Here is a 19,492-nt window from a genome sequence, read left to right as displayed (position 1 = left end):
TTATGGCGAGCATTATTGACCTGGTTGGCAATACACCCATGGTAGAGATAAAAAAATTAAATCCTAATCCTAATGTAAAAATGTTTGCCAAGCTGGAAGGCGATAATCCCGGTGGCAGTGTTAAAGATCGTCCGGCGTTGAACATGATCCGTTCCGCACTGGAACGAGGTGATATAAAGCCGGGGGCAAAATTGATAGAAGCTACAAGTGGGAATACCGGTATTGCTTTAGCAATGATTGCCCGTTTATACGATTTGGACATAGAATTGGTCATGCCATCAACTTCTACCCGTGAGAGAACGCTAACCATGGAAGCTTATGGCGCCAAAGTAACTCTTTTGGAAAGTATTGAGATCTGTCGTGACTATGCCGAAGAAAAAGCAGCCACAGGTGAGTTCTTTATTTTAAACCAGTTTTCTAATCCTGATAATTATAAGGCACACTATAAAACCACCGGCCCCGAGATTTGGAAAGACACCAATCAATCCATCACTCATTTTGTTAGTTCGATGGGAACCACCGGAACTATTATGGGTTGTTCAAGGTTTTTTAAAGAAAAAAATCCAGCTATTCAAATAGTGGGTTGTCAACCAACAGAAGAGTCATCTATACCCGGAATAAGAAGATGGCCAAAAGAATATTTACCAAAGATATTCGAGCCGGAACGTGTAGATCGTGTCATGGATGTATCACAGCAGGAAGCGACAGAAATGGCACGGCAATTAGCAAAAGTAGAAGCCGTTTTTGCTGGCATGAGCAGTGGTGGTGCAGCCGCAGCGGCTATAAGACTGGCAAAAGAAATAGAGTCGGGAGTGATTGTGTTTATTACCTGCGATCGGGGTGACAGGTATTTGAGCAGTAATTTGTTTGGGTAATTAGTGTCGGGATATAAGGACAATAATTTAGCCTTGACGACTATTGAAGATATCCTTCCTTACTAACAAATTAAAAAAATTTCATCCTTCGTTTTTGGTCGGAAAAAAATAGCTTTCTTATCTATTGATTTCAAGAACTAGTTGCTTAATCTGTCCTTTTCATTATTTTTGATTTTCCTAATCCTTGTTACACCGCCTTATATCGTCACTGGCCAATAAGCCCAGTGATATTCTGAATATCCTGTGTTTACCTACAAGCACAACAAATAGTCAACCCGAACCTACTGAATATGGCTTCCGTAAATCTACCCGTAGAGAAAAAATATTTTCTTCTCCCATTATTTATTTTTTTTCAACTAGTTTTTAGCAGTGTAAATGCACAGATGCGCCAGGTATATGTAGATGCCCAAGACGAGGATAACGAAATTGAAAAAATCGATTTTTACTCACCTTCAGAGGGATATGTCGCTTTCAGTTATTGGATAGGCTTCACTAACGACAGTGGGAGGACATTTAGCCGGAAATACATAACGCTCTCTAATGTGAATTATAATGGCCATAATGTCAACCTAACATTTGGCTTTGGTATCAAAGGAGTGAAAGCTTTTAATAAAGATACCGTTATCGCTTATGGTCATTATGGGGCAGAGCCGGCGATTCTCTATTCAGTCGACCAGGCAAATTCGTTTACGGTGGTTTATCATGCACCATTGAATAGTCAGCAATTAACTCAAGGCGTCATGGATATGTCTTTTACCAGCAATCCTAATATTGGTTTTGCACTAGATGCCGACCGGATCATAAAAACAACGAACAAAGGCATATCTTGGACAGTATGCCGGTCGGATCCAAATAGTTTTTTTGATGACGTACAGGCCGTGGACAACAACACGGTGTATGCATATAGTACGAACTACGCTGTAAAAAAACTACTTAAGTCAACCAATGGTGGTTCTTCCTGGCAAACGGTGTCCTTACCTGTGAACGAAAGAATTAGTTCCGCCTTTTTTCTTACCGCCAGCAACGGCTGGCTGAATATCACAGGCCTGGATAATGACGTTAAAAATTTATATTACACGTCAAATGGCGGTCAGTCATGGACACAAAAAAATAATAGCATAGCAACTCCTGTTAGTGTTCGTAACATGAAATTTACTAATGATAGCACGGGATATGCTTTGTATGGTTTATATACTGTTTACAAAACAACCGATTCAGGAAAAGTGTGGCAGCCTCTTCCAAGAGACAACAGTTATACCTATTTACTTTATTCACACAATGATTTTCAATGCCTGAACAACCAGTTATGGGCCGGGGGTGGCCATGGCTTTTTAGAATTAAGTACCAATGCAGGAGGGACACCTTTACCGAAAGCTTACTTTAAAGTTGATACTACTAACTTTTATGTTGCAGGCAATGTAAACCTTATCAACTACTCAAAACCAAATTATCAATATAAATGGTTTAATGGTGATCAGTTGATAGGCACTGCTTATCATGTTTCTTATGTACATTCTATTTCAAAACAGGTAGATACCATCAAATTAATTGTATCAAATGGCACCCACTCCGATACGTTAGTAAAATATCAATATTTCAATGTGCCGCCGTTGCCTGCGATACAATCTTTCAGCCCTGCTATAGGCAGTACAGGAACGCTTATAACCATTAATGGCATAAACTTTACGGGTGTATCGAAGGTAAACTTTGGAGGAGTGCCGGCTTCCTCTTTCAAGATCGAATCATCAACAAGAATTTCAGCAGTTGTTGCAAACGGAGCAACAGGGAATGTCTCTGTTACCACAAATTACTATAACTATAGTCATTCTGCTCCTGGATTTGTTTATAGCCCGCCCCCTGCTTCGCTCCCACCCGTGGTTACATCGTTATCTCCCGCCTTTGGCCCTATTGGAACAATAGTTAAAATAACAGGAAACAATTTTGCCCCTGGTATTTCAAGCAATATTGTTTATTTCGGAGCGACTAAAGCCACGGTAACATCAGCTAGTGCAACGGAGGTGAATTGTATAGTTCCTGCGGGAGCGAGTTATTTACCAGTTTCAGTATTAAATACAAATACACATTTAAAAGGTCAGTCGTTCAAGCCTTTTAATGTCACATTCTCCGGTAGCAGTAATTTCACTTATAACTCATTCGTTAAAAATTACACTATCGAATTTAAAGGTATCCAGAGCTCAAAGGCAGTTGAAAGTGCTGATGTTGACGGAGACGGGAAAACTGATCTTCTTTACACCTATGTGGCCAATGGTGACTCACTTGCGATACAAAGAAATATAACTACCGGAACCGACCTGGTTTTTGAAGACAAAGTCAGGGTGGCCAACTTACCTGGTGGCTCATTTGCATCATTTACTTTAAATGACCTGGACGGAGATGGAAAATTAGATATTATTTCAGCCAGGGGAGATATTGGGTTTACAGCTATACGAAATAAGAGTTCGGTAGGCTTGATATCATTTGAGCCGCAAATAAACTTCCCTGGTGGCGGTTCATGGACGGCAGCAGTAGATGATCTCGATAATGATGGGCGGCCTGATGTTGTTACGGGAAATAAAAGCATCTCTATCTCGAGAAATACGAGTGTTCCGGGCACTATATCTTTTGCCTCAAACCTTGATATTGTTACGAACGATAATACCGTGAGTATTGCAACGGGCGACCTGGATGGAGATGGGAAAAAAGAAATTGTTTTGTTTAACGCAGTCGAAGGAGCTTCAAATTTTTCTGTATTGAAAAACACAAGTACTCCGGGTAATATTTCTTTTGCCACCAAAATAACGTTTACAACGACCGGGTTCATTTTGCAGGGAAGAGATATTCATCTGTCAGACCTTGATAACGATAATAAGTTAGATGTTATCATTTACAACGATCGTAATTACATGATCTTCCGAAATACAAGCACACCAGGTAATATATCTTTTATAGAAAGTAGTCATACCGCGATAGCGGGCCTCGGACGAAGCAGTTGTATTGCAAATTTCAACGGCGACGAAAAACCAGATTTTGCAGAGGCAAATCCAACCGACAACTCATTTACGTTTTACAGAAATCTATCAATTCCAGGCACTATTATCAATGATAGCCCATTGAAAGCAATCCTGGGGGTCCCATACACTTTCAAAGCACATGATTTTAATAGCGATGGCAGACCTGACATTGTTGCCAGTTTTGGTTCAATAATTTACATTTATCAAAATACAATTGGCCTGCCTCTCAAAAAGACGTTATGTGACGGATCTAATACTACCATTACTGCCGACATCGCAGGAACTGCGTACAAATGGCAACAGGATACGGGGACAGGATATATTGACTTAGTTGATAATAGCACAGTAACAGGAAGCAAAACAAACACATTAAATTTTATTAAGGTCCCATTATCCTGGAACAGTTATAAATACCGGTGTATTGTTGATTCTTATAAAAGCAGCATCTTCCAATTAGAGGTATTAGGAGGATTTCCCCAGCCAACGGTAACCATCAGCATGCCTGCTACTGGTATATGCCAGGGAAGTCCTGTTACATTTACGGCAACCGCCACTGACTCCGGCGATACTCCCAGTTATTTCTGGTACATAAATAATACTCACGCAGGCTTTTTCACTAATACCAATCAATTCACAACAAGCAACCTTAAAAATAATGATCGTGTAGTAGCCGTAGTCTATGCAAGTGGAATGTGTAAGTCGGGTCTAAAAGACACGAGTAATGTTATTACAATAGCAACCATCGGAAGTTTGCCAACAGTTACAATCACCGGCACAACAGGAGCAACTTGTGTCGGATCTCCGGTTACATTTACCGCAACACCTACCAATGAAGGGACCGCTCCTGTTTATGATTGGATCAGGAATGGAGTTAAAATAGCAACAACTACCAGTAACACCTATACATCCTCTGTTTTTAACCATGGAGATAATGTACAGGTATTTATGACCAGCAATACTGCACATTGTAATGCACCCTCGTTTGTTAAAAGTAATCAGCTCAGTATTTCCAGGAAAGGGCCCTTTCAGCCAACGGCCATTATTGCAAACGTTGCTACTACCATCTGTGAAGGTACGTCTGTAACATTTACAGCAGGCATCAGCCCCGCAGGAACGGTGAACACTTTTCAATGGCAGGTGAATGGAATAAACGTTGGAACAAACAGCAACACATATACGACATCCACGTTAACGAATGGAAGCAAGATAACGGTAATTGTAACAACCAATGCGGAATGCGTAACTACCAATACTGCTACCAGCCAAACTATCACCATGACGGTGAATGCGGCTATTGCTCCCGCCATTACCATATCCGGAACAACAACCGTTAACGTCAACCAGGCAACACTGATAACAGCGACAACGACAAATGCCGGTACTACTCCCGCTTATCAGTGGCAGGATAGCACAGACACGCATAATTGGCAATCCATTTTGGGTGGCGATTTACGAACCATAAATTATACCCCTGCAAAGACAGGTGACAAGATCCGTTGTATTCTTACAAGTAATAATTCCTGTAACAACATTTCAGTTGTTACCAGTGAAGCCCTTGTATTTATAATAAATACCGTTACTGCTATTGATCCTGTTCCTGCCTCAAGCCAGGGAATAGTTTATTATCCAAACCCGGTTACCAATCTGCTTACCATTGACAGTTTAAAGATCAGCGACCGATGGGAAACATTGGAAATAACAAGCTTGAATGGATCGCAAAAAGTATTAGTAGAAAATATTATTAACAAAACAAGGGTAACTGTATCTGTCGGCAATTTAGCCAGCGGGCTCTACATTGCAATTCTGAGAAGAAAATCGGGAGTGCCTGTCTATCTAAAATTTATCAAAATTTAATGCCTACTATCCTATTGACTTATTTTCTCTCCATTCCGGAAGCTCTTGGAGAATGTGTAAAGCCTGATCCTTTTTTTCCCAGCCAAAGCTGTACTCGCCATTGCTGATAATAAGAAAGCCTGTCGGCACACTGATATGATATCTTAGCAATTGCTGCAAAACGGCATCATCCAATTTTATTGCCGGCGCCTTGCATTCAATCATCATCCAGGGAGTATGATTATGATCATATACCAGGATATCAAACCGCTTTTTCAACTCACCCAATCGTATTGTCTTCTCCATTGCAATGAGCGAAGAAGGATATTTTTTAACCTGCACCAGGTACTGAACAAAATTTTGCCGCACCCATTCTTCCGGCGTTAACAATAACCATTTTTTGCGAAGCGGATCAAAAATGAAATCCTTACCGGCATCTTTCCTGATACTAAATGAAGGTTGCGGATAATGTATGTTCAGCATGCTTCAAAAGTAAATGATTAAATTCGCTGAACTGTAAAATGAGAAAACATGAAATCGAAAGAAGAAATTGTAGAAAACTGGCTCCCCCGCTATACGGGTGAGAAATTGAGCAACTTTGGAGAATATATTCTATTGACAAATTTCAGCAATTATGTTTACAAGTTTGCCGAATGGAATGGTGTGGAAGTAATAGGAGAAGACAAGCCTATGCAATGCGCCACAGCCGACAATATCACCATCATAAATTTTGGTATGGGCAGCCCCACCGCCGCAACGGTAATGGACCTGCTCAGTGCAATAGAACCAAAAGCGGCTTTGTTTCTTGGCAAATGCGGTGGCTTGAAAAAGAGAAATAAAATTGGCGATCTTATATTGCCGATTGCGGCAATAAGAGGCGAGGGAACTTCCAACGATTATTTCCCGGCTGAGGTACCCGCTCTGCCAGCATTCGCCTTGCAAAAAGCAGTATCTACCACCATTCGTGACTATGGTGTAGACTATTGGACAGGTACAGTGTACACCACCAACCGAAGGGTTTGGGAACATGATGAAAAGTTTAAAAACTACCTGCAGGATATCAGGGCCTATGCCATAGATATGGAAACAGCTACTATTTTCACCGTTGGTTTTTATAACAAAATACCTACTGGTGCATTGTTACTGGTCAGCGATCAGCCCATGATCCCGGAAGGTGTGAAGACGGAAGAAAGTGATAAAACAGTAACGGCCCATTATGTCGATAATCATATTAAAATCGGTATCGATTCATTAAAGCAACTGATCAATAACGGGCTAACCGTAAGACATTTGAAATTTTAAACTTTATTATTATGAAGCTTATCCTCCTTTTATCTTCAGTTTTTTTATTGACAGCATCTGCAGAAAAATGCAACAACAAAAAAACCGCTGACCCTGGTACATATAAAGCAAAACTGGAAGTAAAAGCCCTGTGTATGAATTATACACTCAGCCTCGTGGAAGGAAACCTGGATACTTCTTTGATTGTTGCCAACTGGACTGATGAATCAACCGGCAAATCCTATAAAAATGTTTTTGGACTTGGAAGTCCCTGCAGCTTCCCTGCATCTATTCAACAGGGGGATGAGTTTTATTTCACTATCGATACCACGCAAAAAAGTGATTGCGCTGTTTGTATGGCTTACTACCCTACCCCCTCCAAAAAACTGATGATAAAAGTGCTGGAAAAATAATGCTGCCTTTACTGAGTATACAAAACCTCTCTGTTGATTTTATATCCGGCCAGGCGAAAACAACGGCACTAAAAAACATTTCCTTTACAGTAAATAAAGGTGAGATCGTTGCCTTGGTAGGTGAATCGGGTTCGGGAAAATCAGTTACGTCACTTTCAATTCTGCAATTAGTTCCTTCGCCACCGGCGAGGTATGTTTCCGGACAAATATTCTTCTCTGAAAACGGGGTTGAACAAACTAATCTTTTAAAAAAAGATCGTTACTCGCTGCAGAATATCCGGGGAAATAAAATAGGCATGATCTTCCAGGAACCCATGACGTCACTGAACCCGGTACTTACTTGTGGGGTCCAGGTAATGGAAGCATTGTTGGCGCATAAGAAAATATCAAAAACAGCAGCCCGTCAAAAAACGATTGAATGGTTTATAAAAGTAAAGCTGCCTAACCCGGAATTGATTTTTAGTCGCTATCCCCATCAGTTGAGTGGAGGCCAGAAACAAAGAGTAATGATTGCTATGGCGATGTGTTGTGAACCGTCATTGCTTATTTGTGATGAACCAACAACAGCATTGGATGTGACGGTTCAGAAAACCATATTGCAGCTCATCAAAGAATTGCAGCAGCAATCCGATATGGGAGTCATATTTATTACACACGATCTTGGTGTGGTCGCTGAGATTGCTGACAGGACTATCGTCATGTATAAGGGAGAGATTGTTGAACAAAATACAGTCAGGGAAGTATTCAATAATCCGCAACATCGCTATACCAGGGGTCTACTTGCCTGCCGGCCACTGTTGCATGAAAGAGGAGAACGATTGCCCGTTGTTAGTGATTTTTTAGGTATGAAGTCAGAAGTTGGAAGTCAGAAGCCGGAAGTCAGAGATCAGAGGCCGGAGGTCAGAAATCAGACATCAGAACTCAGACTTCAGGAATCAGTCCTGCTTCGTGCGGAAAATCTCTCCGTGTGGTTTCCCGCGAAGAAAACCTTCTTCGGCAAGCCTGCTGTTTACACCAAAGCCGTTGATGATGTAAGTTTTTCTATTTATAAAGGCGAAACTATGGGACTGGTTGGCGAAAGTGGTTGTGGTAAGACAACATTGGGCCGGACATTGCTGCGACTTATTGAGCCAACAGCGGGAAAAATATACTATGATGGCCTTGATCTTACCTCAAAAAAGAAAGATGAACTGCGATCATTAAGAAAAGAAGTTCAGATTATTTTCCAAGACCCCTACTCTTCACTCAATCCACGGTTGACAATTGGTTCGTCGATTGCAGAGCCATTAAAAGTTCATCACATTTTACGGTCAGATAAAGCCAGAAAGGAAAAAGTAATTGAGCTCCTGGAAAAAGTTGACCTAAGGGCAGAACACTTCAACCGCTATCCCCATGAATTTTCCGGTGGTCAGCGGCAGCGGATCGTTATTGCAAGAGCTTTGGCGTTGAACCCTTCGTTTATTGTTTGCGACGAATCTGTTTCGGCTCTCGACGTGAGTGTACAGGCGCAGGTCTTAAACCTGCTGAACGATCTGAAAAAAGAATTGGGTTTTACTACTATTTTTATCTCACATGATCTCTCCGTGGTTCGGTATATCAGCGACCGCATCATGGTGATGAACAAAGGAAAAATAGAAGAAGCCGGAAATGCTGATGAAATTTATTTTAATCCTCAATCTGACTACACGAAAAAGTTAATTGCTTCCATTCCAAAAGGAATGGCTATGTAAAGCCTCCTTCCGATCCCGATGAAATGTCAGGACCATCTACGCACAGCCCACCCTTTACAAAGCGTCCTTAATAGAATTGATCAGTGCTTACAATCAGCAAATAAATTATTCAGAAAAGCTATAACTTCTTTCTAATCAATTTCACTTTCCGTCTCGTAGCTATCGGAATCGTCTTTATTATAAAACTCTTTCGCACTTTTGCGGGCCGAATACAAAAGCTTCTTTCGTTGTTTTTTCAGTTGATTCATTACCGGCTCATCTGGCCGTAGTTTTGTATCCGTAAAGGCAGTAAAGTCATAGGAAGAATTTCCGGAGCTATTATCATAAATGGAAAAGTACGCTGTTGATTTTTTTTCTTCTTCTTCAAATTCAAATTGCCTGGCGTCCCGGGGCACCAATCCTACCGAGGCAATTTTCCAGCTTGCATCATCCTTTTTTGTTTTGTATTTAAAAAAGTAGATGAAGCCTTTTTTATTCTTTACCTGTGCATCCAGCCTGTCGAGATAAACAACCGAATCAGGTTTATCGTAAGATTTTTTATCAAGCAACTTACTTTTTGCAAGATCAATATGATTATTATACAATGCAGGAAATTTTTTCTCCATACTGATTTCCCGCAGATCGGTATATAAGTTATAACGATAATTATCCAGCGCTGCAAAGTAGTTTAACAGGCTGTCAGGGTATGGCCTTTTATTCCGGAGCAACAACAGCATAATATCATAGGTAAGCTTTTTATCCCCGGAAGAAAGCAATTGTTTAAAAAGTGGTTGTACAGCCGGGTTTACGTCCCAATAAGGCAATAACAAAGTGGCGTAAAGCTGCAGTTTTTCATTGCCGGTATTGCTATCGTTGCTATCATCGTAGCCCGCATCCTTTTTATCTTCCTTTTTTTCCTCAGCCTTATTGATAGCCTTTTGCTTCTCCGCAATAGCTTGTCTTTTTAGCTCCTGCCTGGCTTCAATTAAAAATTTGCTATAGTAGAGGTCGTAATCTTTTGGTTTTATCATACTACTATCCACCATTTCAGCAAGTAGCTGCATCATGCTGTATTTATAATCATCCAGGTTTAAAAGTGGCAGCAACTCAGACAGGATAGTTTTGGTTAATTGTAACGAGTCATGCAATTCATCAATAAAATTTCCATCATCATAACCAATTCTTGCAAGGGCTTTGATTTCACCGGAATAAACGGACGAATAATCATTACTGCGGCCAATATCGAGCACCGGCGGTTCATTCAGCATGATGTCTTTGAAAAGTTTAAAAGAATACGGCGTTTTTTGTTGTAATAAAACCTCCAGCACCTTATGCTGCAGTTCCACCGTATCGCCTGCGGCATAATACAGTTCCTGTAAATAATCCGAAGCCTGGCGGTTTTTTATGTCATCCAGTTTAGACACAAGGTCCTTTTTGACGTCGAGGTATTTTTTTTCTTTCCAGTCGAGAAAAGCAATCACTTTTTTCAACGATCCCAGGTCGGCTGAGTCAAGTTTGATTGAATAAATGTTTTTAACGGCCCGTTTGTGCGCAACACTGTCCGTGCTCATAAAATCAGTAAAGAAGAGATTGGTCTTTTTTGTGAAAGGATTTATTCCTGTTAATGTATCTGCAGGAACAAAACTGTCAAAAAAAGATTGCACAAAACTGCTGGGTTTGTTCAGCGTATCCGACTGCGTCTGTAAGGCGTAACCGATTCCATTTTTATAAAACACCTTGCTCCAGATTGTTCTGCTGCTACCCGTATCGGTGATTACAGTTTCCCAAACCTTTGTCTTATTGGGCAATTCAAACTTCCTTTTTAGCTTGACAATACCGGAAGAATCACTGAACAACGAAGTCTGGTTTTCCTTATCAAGTACTGTGCTATCCTTTACGTAGGTGTATCGTTGCATTTTGAAGAACGAAACAAATATTTTTTCGCCGGTGGAATCATTGGCTATAATCCGGCTACGGAAAGCACCGTTTTCCAACAGATCGTTTTCCAATAATTCGTCATCATCATCCGATGAATGGGTGTATTTGGGAATATCCAATTTTGCTTTACCGGCTTCAGGAAATACAGGACTTTTAACAGTATAGTATAGCGAAGTATCTTTCCTGTCTTTAGCCGGGTTGTATTTGAAAGGTTGGATATCGAAGGAGTTCAGGAACTTTTCCATGGCGGGAGTGGAATGCTTGCCATGTGCAACCAATGTATAATAATGAGGCCCCTGAATAATAAAACGGGTAAGAAACAGGCCGCCGCTCTTATCCTGGTATTTGCAATCCAATGCGGGATATCCTTTGTATGTCTTTTGTATCCTGCTTTCGTTTTTACTAATAAACTCTGAGGATTCAAAACTCTCCGCCATCAGGTTTAGATCGAACGTATCTTCTTCTGCAAAATGATAATTGTGAATATCCGAACGGATCACGCGGTATTGCGCATTGTTTATTTTATCTTCCGCATCGTATATCCAGCTTCCATCGTTATCGATATTTGGTTCGTGTGGCATATCGATACTAAACCCGCCATACGGAGGTGAATATTTCTTCCAACTGCCTGCGGGAATATCTGCAGGCTTGTATTCTTTCAATTGTATACTTCCAAAAAACTTTCTCGCTTCTTCACCGTTTTTTACATAATCACCTGTACCACTCATTTTGAAAATCACCACTTCAAATGGTGTGATGAAAATATTGTAGCGTTGAATATCACCACGGCGTGTTTTATTGGTAAGGTCTATACCGGGATATCCATTGCGGACAATCTTTGTCTTGGCGATAATCTTTCCGGGAATGTTTTCATACAATAAACTATCTACAATTTTAGCTACCCTCACTGAACTATGCCCCCACATCCACGCATTCGTGCTGACACGGGTAACCATGTAGTAACTGCCGTTGGCCATATCCGCATACTGTCGCTGGTCAAGGCTGGCATCGTCACCAAATTTGTAAAACTTGCCCGGTATATCCACCTTATACAAACCGTCATCAGCTTGTTGCGTGCTGAAGGGAACAGCCACTCTAACTTTTTCAACAAGATTTTTGTGCTGGCTATCCCTGGCCCCCATTTTTACCGGTCGCAACCGATAACCGGCCCGGCGAAGCATTTCTATTACACCGCGGTTACCGGGCAGGTGAGCCGCACCCACACCGACAAACAGCGATTGTCCTGATTTAAGAATGGAGTCGATTGACGAAGCCTGTATCTCATTTCTTTTGTATAAAAACTTTTCGTCAAAAGCCGCTGAAAAGCTGTTGTATTTATTGATAGAGTCCAGCCAATCCAGGTTTCCACTCCTGTAGGCTTCCTGTAGTTTACTGGATGCAAATCCGTCTTCACTGTCATAGCTCCGTACTTTTGTGTTCTTGTCTTTGGCGGCATCCTTATAAGCTTCCATCATCAGCTTCATACTTTCAGCATATCGTTCTACACCGGCTACCTTTTTGCCCCATTTTTTTCCGCATTGATAGATATACATATCAAGGTAAGTGTCTTCTTCGAAATCATTGCCACCGTCATCATTGGAGCGATACAATAAATTATTAATAGCAGAGGGATTACTATAGAGGGCTCTTTCAATTTTCTTATCGTACTTGAAAAACTTCAGTGTATTTATGCTAAAATAATCGTTGGGAACCGCCAGCCGGTATTGGTTATCATAGCTGTCATAGCCGCTGTTGGCCAGTTCATATTTGCTCATATCTTCCTGCCACGACTCAGGATTCGTTTCCAGGGCAACCACATCTGCATTTCGAATGCCTAAATAAAAAGAATCTGCAAGGTGAAAAGCCAGCTTGCTGCTGACATGCATGGTTCCAAAAAGATAGGATGGCTTTTTCATCCCATTCCCCGTTATCTCCCATAAAAGACTTGGGTAGTTTTTAGCTTTCAGTTTTGTCTGGGCAAAGGCACTCAAGGGCAACAACACAAGGATCAAATAAACATATCGCTTCATCTATTCTATTTTAGTAACTGAATCACCGGATTAAATTGACCACATCAACCAATCCGTTGCGTATTCGGTAAAATACTATTTTAATAATTATTGACATTGAAATCGGGCCATCTTATCGCAAATTATTGAGGCAGACGACCTTTACCGATAATACCTGTTTTATAGTTCTATGATGCCGTAACCGGCTAAAACCATAACCAGACCCGGATATTTAGAACAACCCGGATTTAAAAAAAATATTGTCCACAGCTCAAATTTTTTAGTTATAAATATTTACCTTTGCCCGCTTTTAAAGCTGTCGCATGACAGAGCCCGGTGCCGTAAGACCGGGGTTTGCCGCTCCGCTTTGATCCTAAATTCATCTCAATTGCCTTTGGCAAAGTGGAACCGATCAACCCTCCCGCCTTACTTCCAGGAAAATACCTGGCCGGTTAATGTCCTGGGCCTTTTATAAACCACAATAAATACAATGAAGCTTTCACAATTCCGTTTCGACCTTCCCTTAAATCTTATTGCTCAAAATCCTGCCAAAAAACGTGAGGATGCCCGTATGATGGTAGTTCACCGTCACACTGGTCAAATCGAAAACAAACATTTTCGTGACATCCTGGATTATTTTGATGACAAAGATGTTTTCACCGTTAACAATACCAAAGTTTTCCCTGCCCGCATGTATGGCCGTAAGGAAAAAACCGGCGCCAAGATCGAGGTGTTCCTGCTTCGTGAACTGAACAGGCCTAATCGTCTTTGGGATGTGATCGTGGATCCCGCCCGTAAGATTCGTGTAGGTAACAAACTGTATTTTGGCGACCAGGAAGACCTGGTAGCCGAGGTTATCGACAACACCACCAGCCGTGGCCGAACTATCCGCTTTTTGTGGGAAGGCTCTGAGGAAGGCTTCCGTGGACAACTTGAAAAATTAGGTGAAACCCCACTGCCGAAATATATTAAACGCAAACCGGATGAAGAAGACAAAGAACGGTATCAAACCGTCTATGCTAAACATGAGGGAGCAGTAGCGGCTCCTACTGCGGGTCTGCACTTTAGCCGTGAACTGATTAAGCGTTTAGAGATAAAAGGGATTCGTTTTGCTGAAGTAACGCTTCATACAGGCTTGGGTACTTTTCGCCCAATTGAGGTGGAAGATCTGAGCAAGCATAAAATGGACGCTGAATACTACAATATCGACGAGACGGCTTGCAAGATTGTTAACCGTGCTAAAGAATATGGTCATCGTATTTGCTCCATCGGCACTACTACTATGAGAGCTTTGGAATCATCTTTCACCGCTCAAAAATTATTAAAACCATCAGAAGGCTGGACCAATATGTTTATTCACCCGCCGTACGATTTTAATATAGCGGACTCGTTGGTTACAAACTTTCATTTACCAAAGACCAGCCTGCTGATCATGACCTGTGCGTTTGCCGGCTACGAGCTAACCATGGAAGCTTACAAAAAAGCAATTAAAGACAAATACCGCTTTTTCAGCTACGGCGATGCACTACTGATTGTTTAGAACCACGATTAATGTGATTAATAAAGATTACCGGGAAATTTTCGAACAGCCTTGCTAAAGTGAGGCTGTTTTGTTTTAGGATCTATTTATCTATTTATCCCTTGAAAATCGGATATAAAGGGATTAAATAAAATACCGACCTGTTAATAGAGTTTTGTCATTTAAAAAAATACAAACCATCGGATTGTATTACCCGATAAAGGAATACAATCAGGTCTCCGCAGTCCTCGTATTAACTTTACTGCTTCACAACATATTAACACCCGTTTGGACGAGCTTTGCACGAGGCTTTCAATCCCTTACCTTTGCGCAGTTTCATCCGACCACCCTTTGATCACCTGCCGGATGCAGCTATCGATTCATAAACCAATAACAATTACATAATATGGCGGATATTTTTGATCGCTTATTGAAAAATTATGGCCCAATCGGCCAGCATCGTGAAAGAGCCCATGGTTATTTTGCTTTTCCCAAATTAGAAGGTGAAATAAGTAGCCGGATGAAGTTTCGGGGTAAGGATATGATTGTTTGGAGCCTGAATAACTACCTGGGTCTCGCCAATCATCCGGAGGTAAGAAAGGCAGATGCTGAAGGAGCTGTACAATATGGATTGGCTTTGCCAATGGGCGCCCGCATGATGAGTGGAAACAGCAATTATCATGAGCAACTGGAAGCTGAATTGGCAGCTTTTGAGCAGAAGGAAGACGCGGTACTCGTCAACTTTGGTTACCAGGGTATGGTCAGCCTCATTGATGTATTGTGCGGTCGTCATGATGTGATCGTTTATGACGCTGAAAGCCATGCATGTATTATCGATGGTTTGCGTTTACATCCCGGCCATCGTTATGTATTTAAGCACAACGATATGGAGGATTTTGAAAAACAGCTTCAACGTGCTACAGCGCTGACTGAAAAACAAAAAGCCGGAGGAATATTGGTTATTACGGAAGGTGTTTTTGGAATGGCGGGTGATCAGGGCAAATTAAAAGAAATAGCAGCACTAAAAAGTAAATATGAATTTCGCCTGTTGGTGGATGATGCACATGGCTTTGGAACATTAGGAAAAACAGGCGCCGGCGCCGGTGAAGAACAGGGAATACAGAATGAGATCGATCTTTATTTTTCTACGTTTGCCAAATCAATGGCGTCCATCGGAGCCTTCATCGCCGGAGATAGAAAGATCATTGATTATATCCGCTATAATATCCGCTCTCAAATTTTTGCCAAAAGTTTACCCATGCCATTAGTGATTGGCAACCTGAAGAGACTGGAATTACTTCGTACCCAGCCGCAACTGAAAGATAAATTGTGGGAAAATGCACTTAAACTGCAAAACGGTTTAAAAGAAAGAGGTTTTGATATTGGTAAAACGGACTCTGTAGTTACACCTGTGTATATGAAAGGTGGCGTGGAAGAAGCTACAGCCATGGTGATGGATCTTCGTGAAAACTATCACATATTCTGTTCCATCGTGGTTTACCCGGTTATTCCGAAAGGGCATATTATTTATAGGTTGATCCCTACCGCCGTTCATACAGATGCGGACATTAAAGAAACACTGGAGGCTTTTTCTGCCACCAAGAAAAAACTGGATGCCGGTGAATACCGGGTTGAAGCCATCCCTGATATGGCTGAAGTAACCGGAAAACGTTTCGACTATATGACCGAAAGACCAAAAAATAAATAAATCATAAATATTAACCAAAGCCTCGCAACTGCGGGGCTTTTTATTTTCATAACCGTCTTTACAAAACGATTGTACATTCTTAAATTCAAAAATCAACGGATGCGTAACTTATTTCTTGTATTCTTTCTCCTGCCCTTAGTTGCTATTGGACAAAAAAAGCAAATCACCCTGGAGGACATCTATAAAAAAGGAACTTTCCGTGGTGAATATATAGCAGCGGATTTTGGAAAAAGATCAACCGACCCGGTATTGCCCGCGGAGTTGAAAGATGAAAAGGGCTATGTCATCGACAAGCCCTCTGATATCGTTTACAGTTCTTCCCATCCCCGTATCGTGATACTGAGATCGAATGTGGAGCCGATCTATCGCCGGTCGTCAAAAGCAAACGTGTATATATTCGACTCGCTGACAAAAAAAATCACATCCCTCGATAGCGGTAAAGTTTTACATCCCACATTATCACCTGATGGTACAAAGGTTGCCTATGTCAAAGACAATAATCTTTATATAAAGGACCTTCCCACCAATAGCATTAAAGCAGTGACAACCGATGGCAAATGGAATTACATCATCAATGGTAATTGTGACTGGGTGTATGAAGAGGAGTTTGAATTTACCCGTGCTTTCCAGTGGAGCCCTAAAGGGAATTACATCGCCTACTATCGCTTTGATGAGACAGATGTAAAGGAATATAACATGACGATTTACGACAATGCTTATAACAAAGATTATCGTTATAAATATCCAAAAGCCGGTGAGGCCAATTCCAAAGTGGAAATACATATCTACGATCTGGCAAACGGCAAAGATGTAAAAGCCCAATATGAACAGGGAGATATTTATATACCCCGCATCAAATGGACAAAAGATGATAATAACCTGGTAGTATTTTGGATGAATCGCCACCAGGATGACCTGAAGCTGTTAGCTACGAATGCTAAGACCGGTGCCAGCAACCTGCTTTATGAAGAGAAAAACAAATATTTTGTAGAGATCAATGATGACTGGTGGTTTTTAAAAGATGGAAAGCATTTTCTTTTTACCAGTGAAATGAACGGCTATCGTCACTTGTATCTATACGGCCTTGATGGAAAAAATAAGATCCAGGTCACCAAAGGAAACTATGAAGTAACGGAAGTAAATGGAGTAGATGAGGTCAACAAAAGAATATTTTATACAGTGGCCTGGCCCCGGCCTATGGATAGAAATTTGTTTGTAACTGATTTTACCGGCAAAAACACGTTTCAGCTAACCAAGGGCCAGGCATGGCATAAAGTTGAATTCAATGATAATTTCACACAGTTCTACGATTTCAAAACTGATATCAATACACCCCAGGTCGTTACCTTGAATTCAATTAACGCCAACAAAAAAGCCATTAGTTCATCGCTTATAAAAACAGTGAGTGAAAGCGCTAAGCAAAGAGAAAAAATAAACGAGTACGAGATCAGTAAAGCTGAGTTCATCCGGGTGCCTAATAGCAAAGGCGATACATTGAATGGCTGGATGCTCAAACCCGCAAATTTTGATGCGTCCAAAAAATATCCTGTCTTGTTTTGCAACTATGGAGGCCCCGGTTCACAACAGGTTGCCAACCGCTTTGGAGCAGTTAGCTTCTGGCATCAATTATTGGCTCAAAAAGGATTTATTGTGGTAAGCGTGGACAATACCGGAACCGGCTTTCGAGGAGAAGAATTTAAAAAGAAAACCTACTTGCAATTGGGAAAATTTGAAATAGAGGACCAGATTGATGCGGCCAAATACCTGGGCTCGATGCCGTTTGTAGATAAGAATAATATCGGTCATTGGGGTTGGAGCTACGGGGGCTTTATGAGTTCACTGGCGATCACCAAAGGTGCAGATGTTTTTTCGGCAGCTGTGGCAGTAGCGCCTGTTACCAATTGGAGATTCTATGATAATATTTATACAGAACGATACATGCGGACACCGCAGGAAAACCCCAAGGGGTATGACGATAACTCACCAATCAACCATACTGATAAAATAAAGGGCAAATACCTGCTCATTCATGGCACCGCCGACGATAATGTTCATTTTCAAAATGCCACTCAAATGATCACAGCGCTGGTTAAAAGCAACATTGATTTTGAGAGTGCTTATTATCCTAATAAAAATCATGGCATTTCCGGTTCGATGGATAATACCAGCTTTCATCTCTGGAGCAAAATGACGAACTGGATCATTGAAAATATGGGTAACGAAAACACCCAAAAACCAATTCAACCGGCTAAGCAACCAAAGGCATTTTAGTCTGGTTATTCCTTTAGAAAAAATGTCCCGCTTTTGGTGGGACATTTTTTTATAGTGCAAACTTATTTAATGTGGGAAAAAAAGAACCCCGACGTTAAGTCGGGGGCCCTAATCAAAAACCATTAACCATTAAACCTTATCCTATGAAAATTCATGAGCAATATCGTTAATAAAGATTTAATATGGAAAAAAATTTATCCATTTTTTTTGTAACTAAGTGTTTATTCTACACTTTATTGATGTATATCAATAGCTTACCGTTAAGTTGATAGCTAAAACGTTTCCGGCCTAATAAACAAACGTTTGCGTAATTTACTTCTAACTTCATATCATTTACTGACTTTTGCTGCTATAATTCACCGGAAATGAGAAAAATTGTTGTCGCAATCACAGGAGCCAGCGGTTCTATTTATGCAAAAAACTTACTGATAAAGCTCAACAATTTAAAATCACAATGGAATGAACTATCGATTGTAATGACATCAAATGCGCAGCAAGTTTGGCAAACTGAACTCGCGGATGATAGTTATAATCAATTGCCGGGCAAGCTTTATACCACGCAGGATTTTACTGCTCCGTTTGCTTCGGGATCGGGGCAATATGATACCATGATCATCATTCCCTGCTCAATGGGCACTTTGGGGCGCATCGCAACGGGCATGTCTAACGATCTTATTACAAGAGCCGCCGATGTAATTTTAAAAGAAAGAAGAAAGCTTATTTGTGTAGCAAGGGAAACGCCTTACAGTCTTATTCATATCCGCAACATGGAAACTATTACCCTGGCAGGTGGAATTATCTGTCCAGCAACTCCTTCTTTTTATAGTAAGCCGCAAACCATAGATGCAGTTGCTAACACAGTTGTAGACAGAGTTCTTGATCTCGCTGGCTTTGATGTATCCACTTTTCGCTGGGGCAAATAGCT

General features: G+C 41.0%; 11 protein-coding genes. 9 read left to right on the top strand and 2 right to left on the bottom strand.

All coding sequences use genetic code 11. The annotated features are described in order from the left end of the window. The first annotated feature begins 2 nt into the window (after positions 1–2). Together cysM and P2W73_RS09950 are read left to right on the top strand one after the other, a co-directional pair. Positions 3–875 carry a cysteine synthase CysM gene (gene cysM, locus P2W73_RS09955; RefSeq protein ID WP_276501878.1) on the top strand — a complete coding sequence of 291 codons (873 nt, stop codon included), beginning with the start codon at positions 3–5 and terminating at the stop codon, positions 873–875. A 290-nt stretch (positions 876–1,165) separates the two neighbouring features. Beyond that, positions 1,166–5,740 (top strand): FG-GAP-like repeat-containing protein, encoded by a 4,575-nt coding sequence (locus tag P2W73_RS09950; RefSeq protein ID WP_276501877.1) that lies wholly within the window; start codon positions 1,166–1,168, stop codon positions 5,738–5,740. 6 nt (positions 5,741–5,746) lie between these two features. Here the strand turns inward: P2W73_RS09950 and P2W73_RS09945 are convergent, their stop codons facing one another. Then, entirely contained in the window at positions 5,747–6,202 is a 456-nt protein-coding gene (locus tag P2W73_RS09945; protein WP_276501876.1) for a type I restriction enzyme HsdR N-terminal domain-containing protein, read from the bottom strand. A gap of 48 nt (positions 6,203–6,250) precedes the next feature. On the opposite strand from P2W73_RS09945, the gene P2W73_RS09940 reads away from it, so the two are divergent. From P2W73_RS09940 to P2W73_RS09930, 3 genes are read left to right on the top strand one after another with little or no spacing between them, the layout of a single operon-like run. Then, complete coding sequence (locus P2W73_RS09940; protein WP_276501875.1) at positions 6,251–7,021, top strand: AMP nucleosidase; 771 nt, start codon at positions 6,251–6,253, stop codon at positions 7,019–7,021. 11 nt (positions 7,022–7,032) lie between these two features. Further along, positions 7,033–7,413, top strand: coding sequence for a hypothetical protein (locus tag P2W73_RS09935; protein ID WP_276501874.1), 381 nt, complete (start codon positions 7,033–7,035; stop codon positions 7,411–7,413). After that, positions 7,413–9,143 carry an ABC transporter ATP-binding protein gene (locus P2W73_RS09930; RefSeq protein ID WP_276501873.1) on the top strand — a complete coding sequence of 577 codons (1,731 nt, stop codon included), beginning with the start codon at positions 7,413–7,415 and terminating at the stop codon, positions 9,141–9,143. Before P2W73_RS09935 ends, P2W73_RS09930 begins: the two co-directional genes overlap by 1 nt. 131 nt (positions 9,144–9,274) lie before the next feature. Here P2W73_RS09930 and P2W73_RS09925 read toward each other — a convergent pair whose 3' ends face one another. Further along, entirely contained in the window at positions 9,275–13,090 is a 3,816-nt protein-coding gene (locus P2W73_RS09925; RefSeq protein ID WP_276501872.1) for a TraB/GumN family protein, read from the bottom strand. A gap of 469 nt (positions 13,091–13,559) precedes the next feature. Here P2W73_RS09925 and queA point away from each other — a divergent pair, with 469 nt between their 5' ends. From queA to P2W73_RS09905, 4 genes are all read left to right on the top strand, one after another. Then, entirely contained in the window at positions 13,560–14,609 is a 1,050-nt protein-coding gene (queA, locus tag P2W73_RS09920) for a tRNA preQ1(34) S-adenosylmethionine ribosyltransferase-isomerase QueA (RefSeq protein ID WP_276501871.1), read from the top strand. Between the two features lie 385 nt (positions 14,610–14,994). Beyond that, a complete protein-coding gene (locus tag P2W73_RS09915; protein ID WP_276501870.1) occupies positions 14,995–16,296 on the top strand; it encodes an aminotransferase class I/II-fold pyridoxal phosphate-dependent enzyme in 1,302 nt (433 codons plus the stop codon). A 99-nt stretch (positions 16,297–16,395) separates the two neighbouring features. After that, the gene (locus tag P2W73_RS09910; protein ID WP_276501869.1) at positions 16,396–18,567 is read left to right on the top strand and encodes a S9 family peptidase; all 2,172 of its coding nucleotides are present in this window, start codon (positions 16,396–16,398) and stop codon (positions 18,565–18,567) included. 365 nt (positions 18,568–18,932) lie between these two features. Beyond that, positions 18,933–19,490 carry a UbiX family flavin prenyltransferase gene (locus tag P2W73_RS09905; RefSeq protein ID WP_276501868.1) on the top strand — a complete coding sequence of 186 codons (558 nt, stop codon included), beginning with the start codon at positions 18,933–18,935 and terminating at the stop codon, positions 19,488–19,490. Positions 19,491–19,492: the final 2 nt, after the last annotated feature.

This window comes from Terrimonas pollutisoli (assembly GCF_029360765.1).
In the GTDB taxonomy this organism is placed as follows: Bacteria; Bacteroidota; Bacteroidia; order Chitinophagales; family Chitinophagaceae; genus Terrimonas_B; species Terrimonas_B pollutisoli.
Note: the sequence above shows the minus strand (reverse complement) of the source record. Positions and strands in the feature narration are given on the sequence as shown.

Excerpts from the sequence above, each read along its gene's own strand:
- cysM (WP_276501878.1), top strand. The coding sequence starts at position 3 with ATGGCGAGCATTATTGACCTGGTTGGCAATACACCCATGGTAGAGATA.
- P2W73_RS09950 (WP_276501877.1), top strand. The coding sequence starts at position 1,166 with ATGGCTTCCGTAAATCTACCCGTAGAGAAAAAATATTTTCTTCTCCCA.
- P2W73_RS09945 (WP_276501876.1), bottom strand. The coding sequence starts at position 6,202 with ATGCTGAACATACATTATCCGCAACCTTCATTTAGTATCAGGAAAGAT.
- P2W73_RS09940 (WP_276501875.1), top strand. The coding sequence starts at position 6,251 with ATGAAATCGAAAGAAGAAATTGTAGAAAACTGGCTCCCCCGCTATACG.
- P2W73_RS09935 (WP_276501874.1), top strand. The coding sequence starts at position 7,033 with ATGAAGCTTATCCTCCTTTTATCTTCAGTTTTTTTATTGACAGCATCT.
- P2W73_RS09930 (WP_276501873.1), top strand. The coding sequence starts at position 7,413 with ATGCTGCCTTTACTGAGTATACAAAACCTCTCTGTTGATTTTATATCC.
- P2W73_RS09925 (WP_276501872.1), bottom strand. The coding sequence starts at position 13,090 with ATGAAGCGATATGTTTATTTGATCCTTGTGTTGTTGCCCTTGAGTGCC.
- queA (WP_276501871.1), top strand. The coding sequence starts at position 13,560 with ATGAAGCTTTCACAATTCCGTTTCGACCTTCCCTTAAATCTTATTGCT.
- P2W73_RS09915 (WP_276501870.1), top strand. The coding sequence starts at position 14,995 with ATGGCGGATATTTTTGATCGCTTATTGAAAAATTATGGCCCAATCGGC.
- P2W73_RS09910 (WP_276501869.1), top strand. The coding sequence starts at position 16,396 with ATGCGTAACTTATTTCTTGTATTCTTTCTCCTGCCCTTAGTTGCTATT.
- P2W73_RS09905 (WP_276501868.1), top strand. The coding sequence starts at position 18,933 with ATGAGAAAAATTGTTGTCGCAATCACAGGAGCCAGCGGTTCTATTTAT.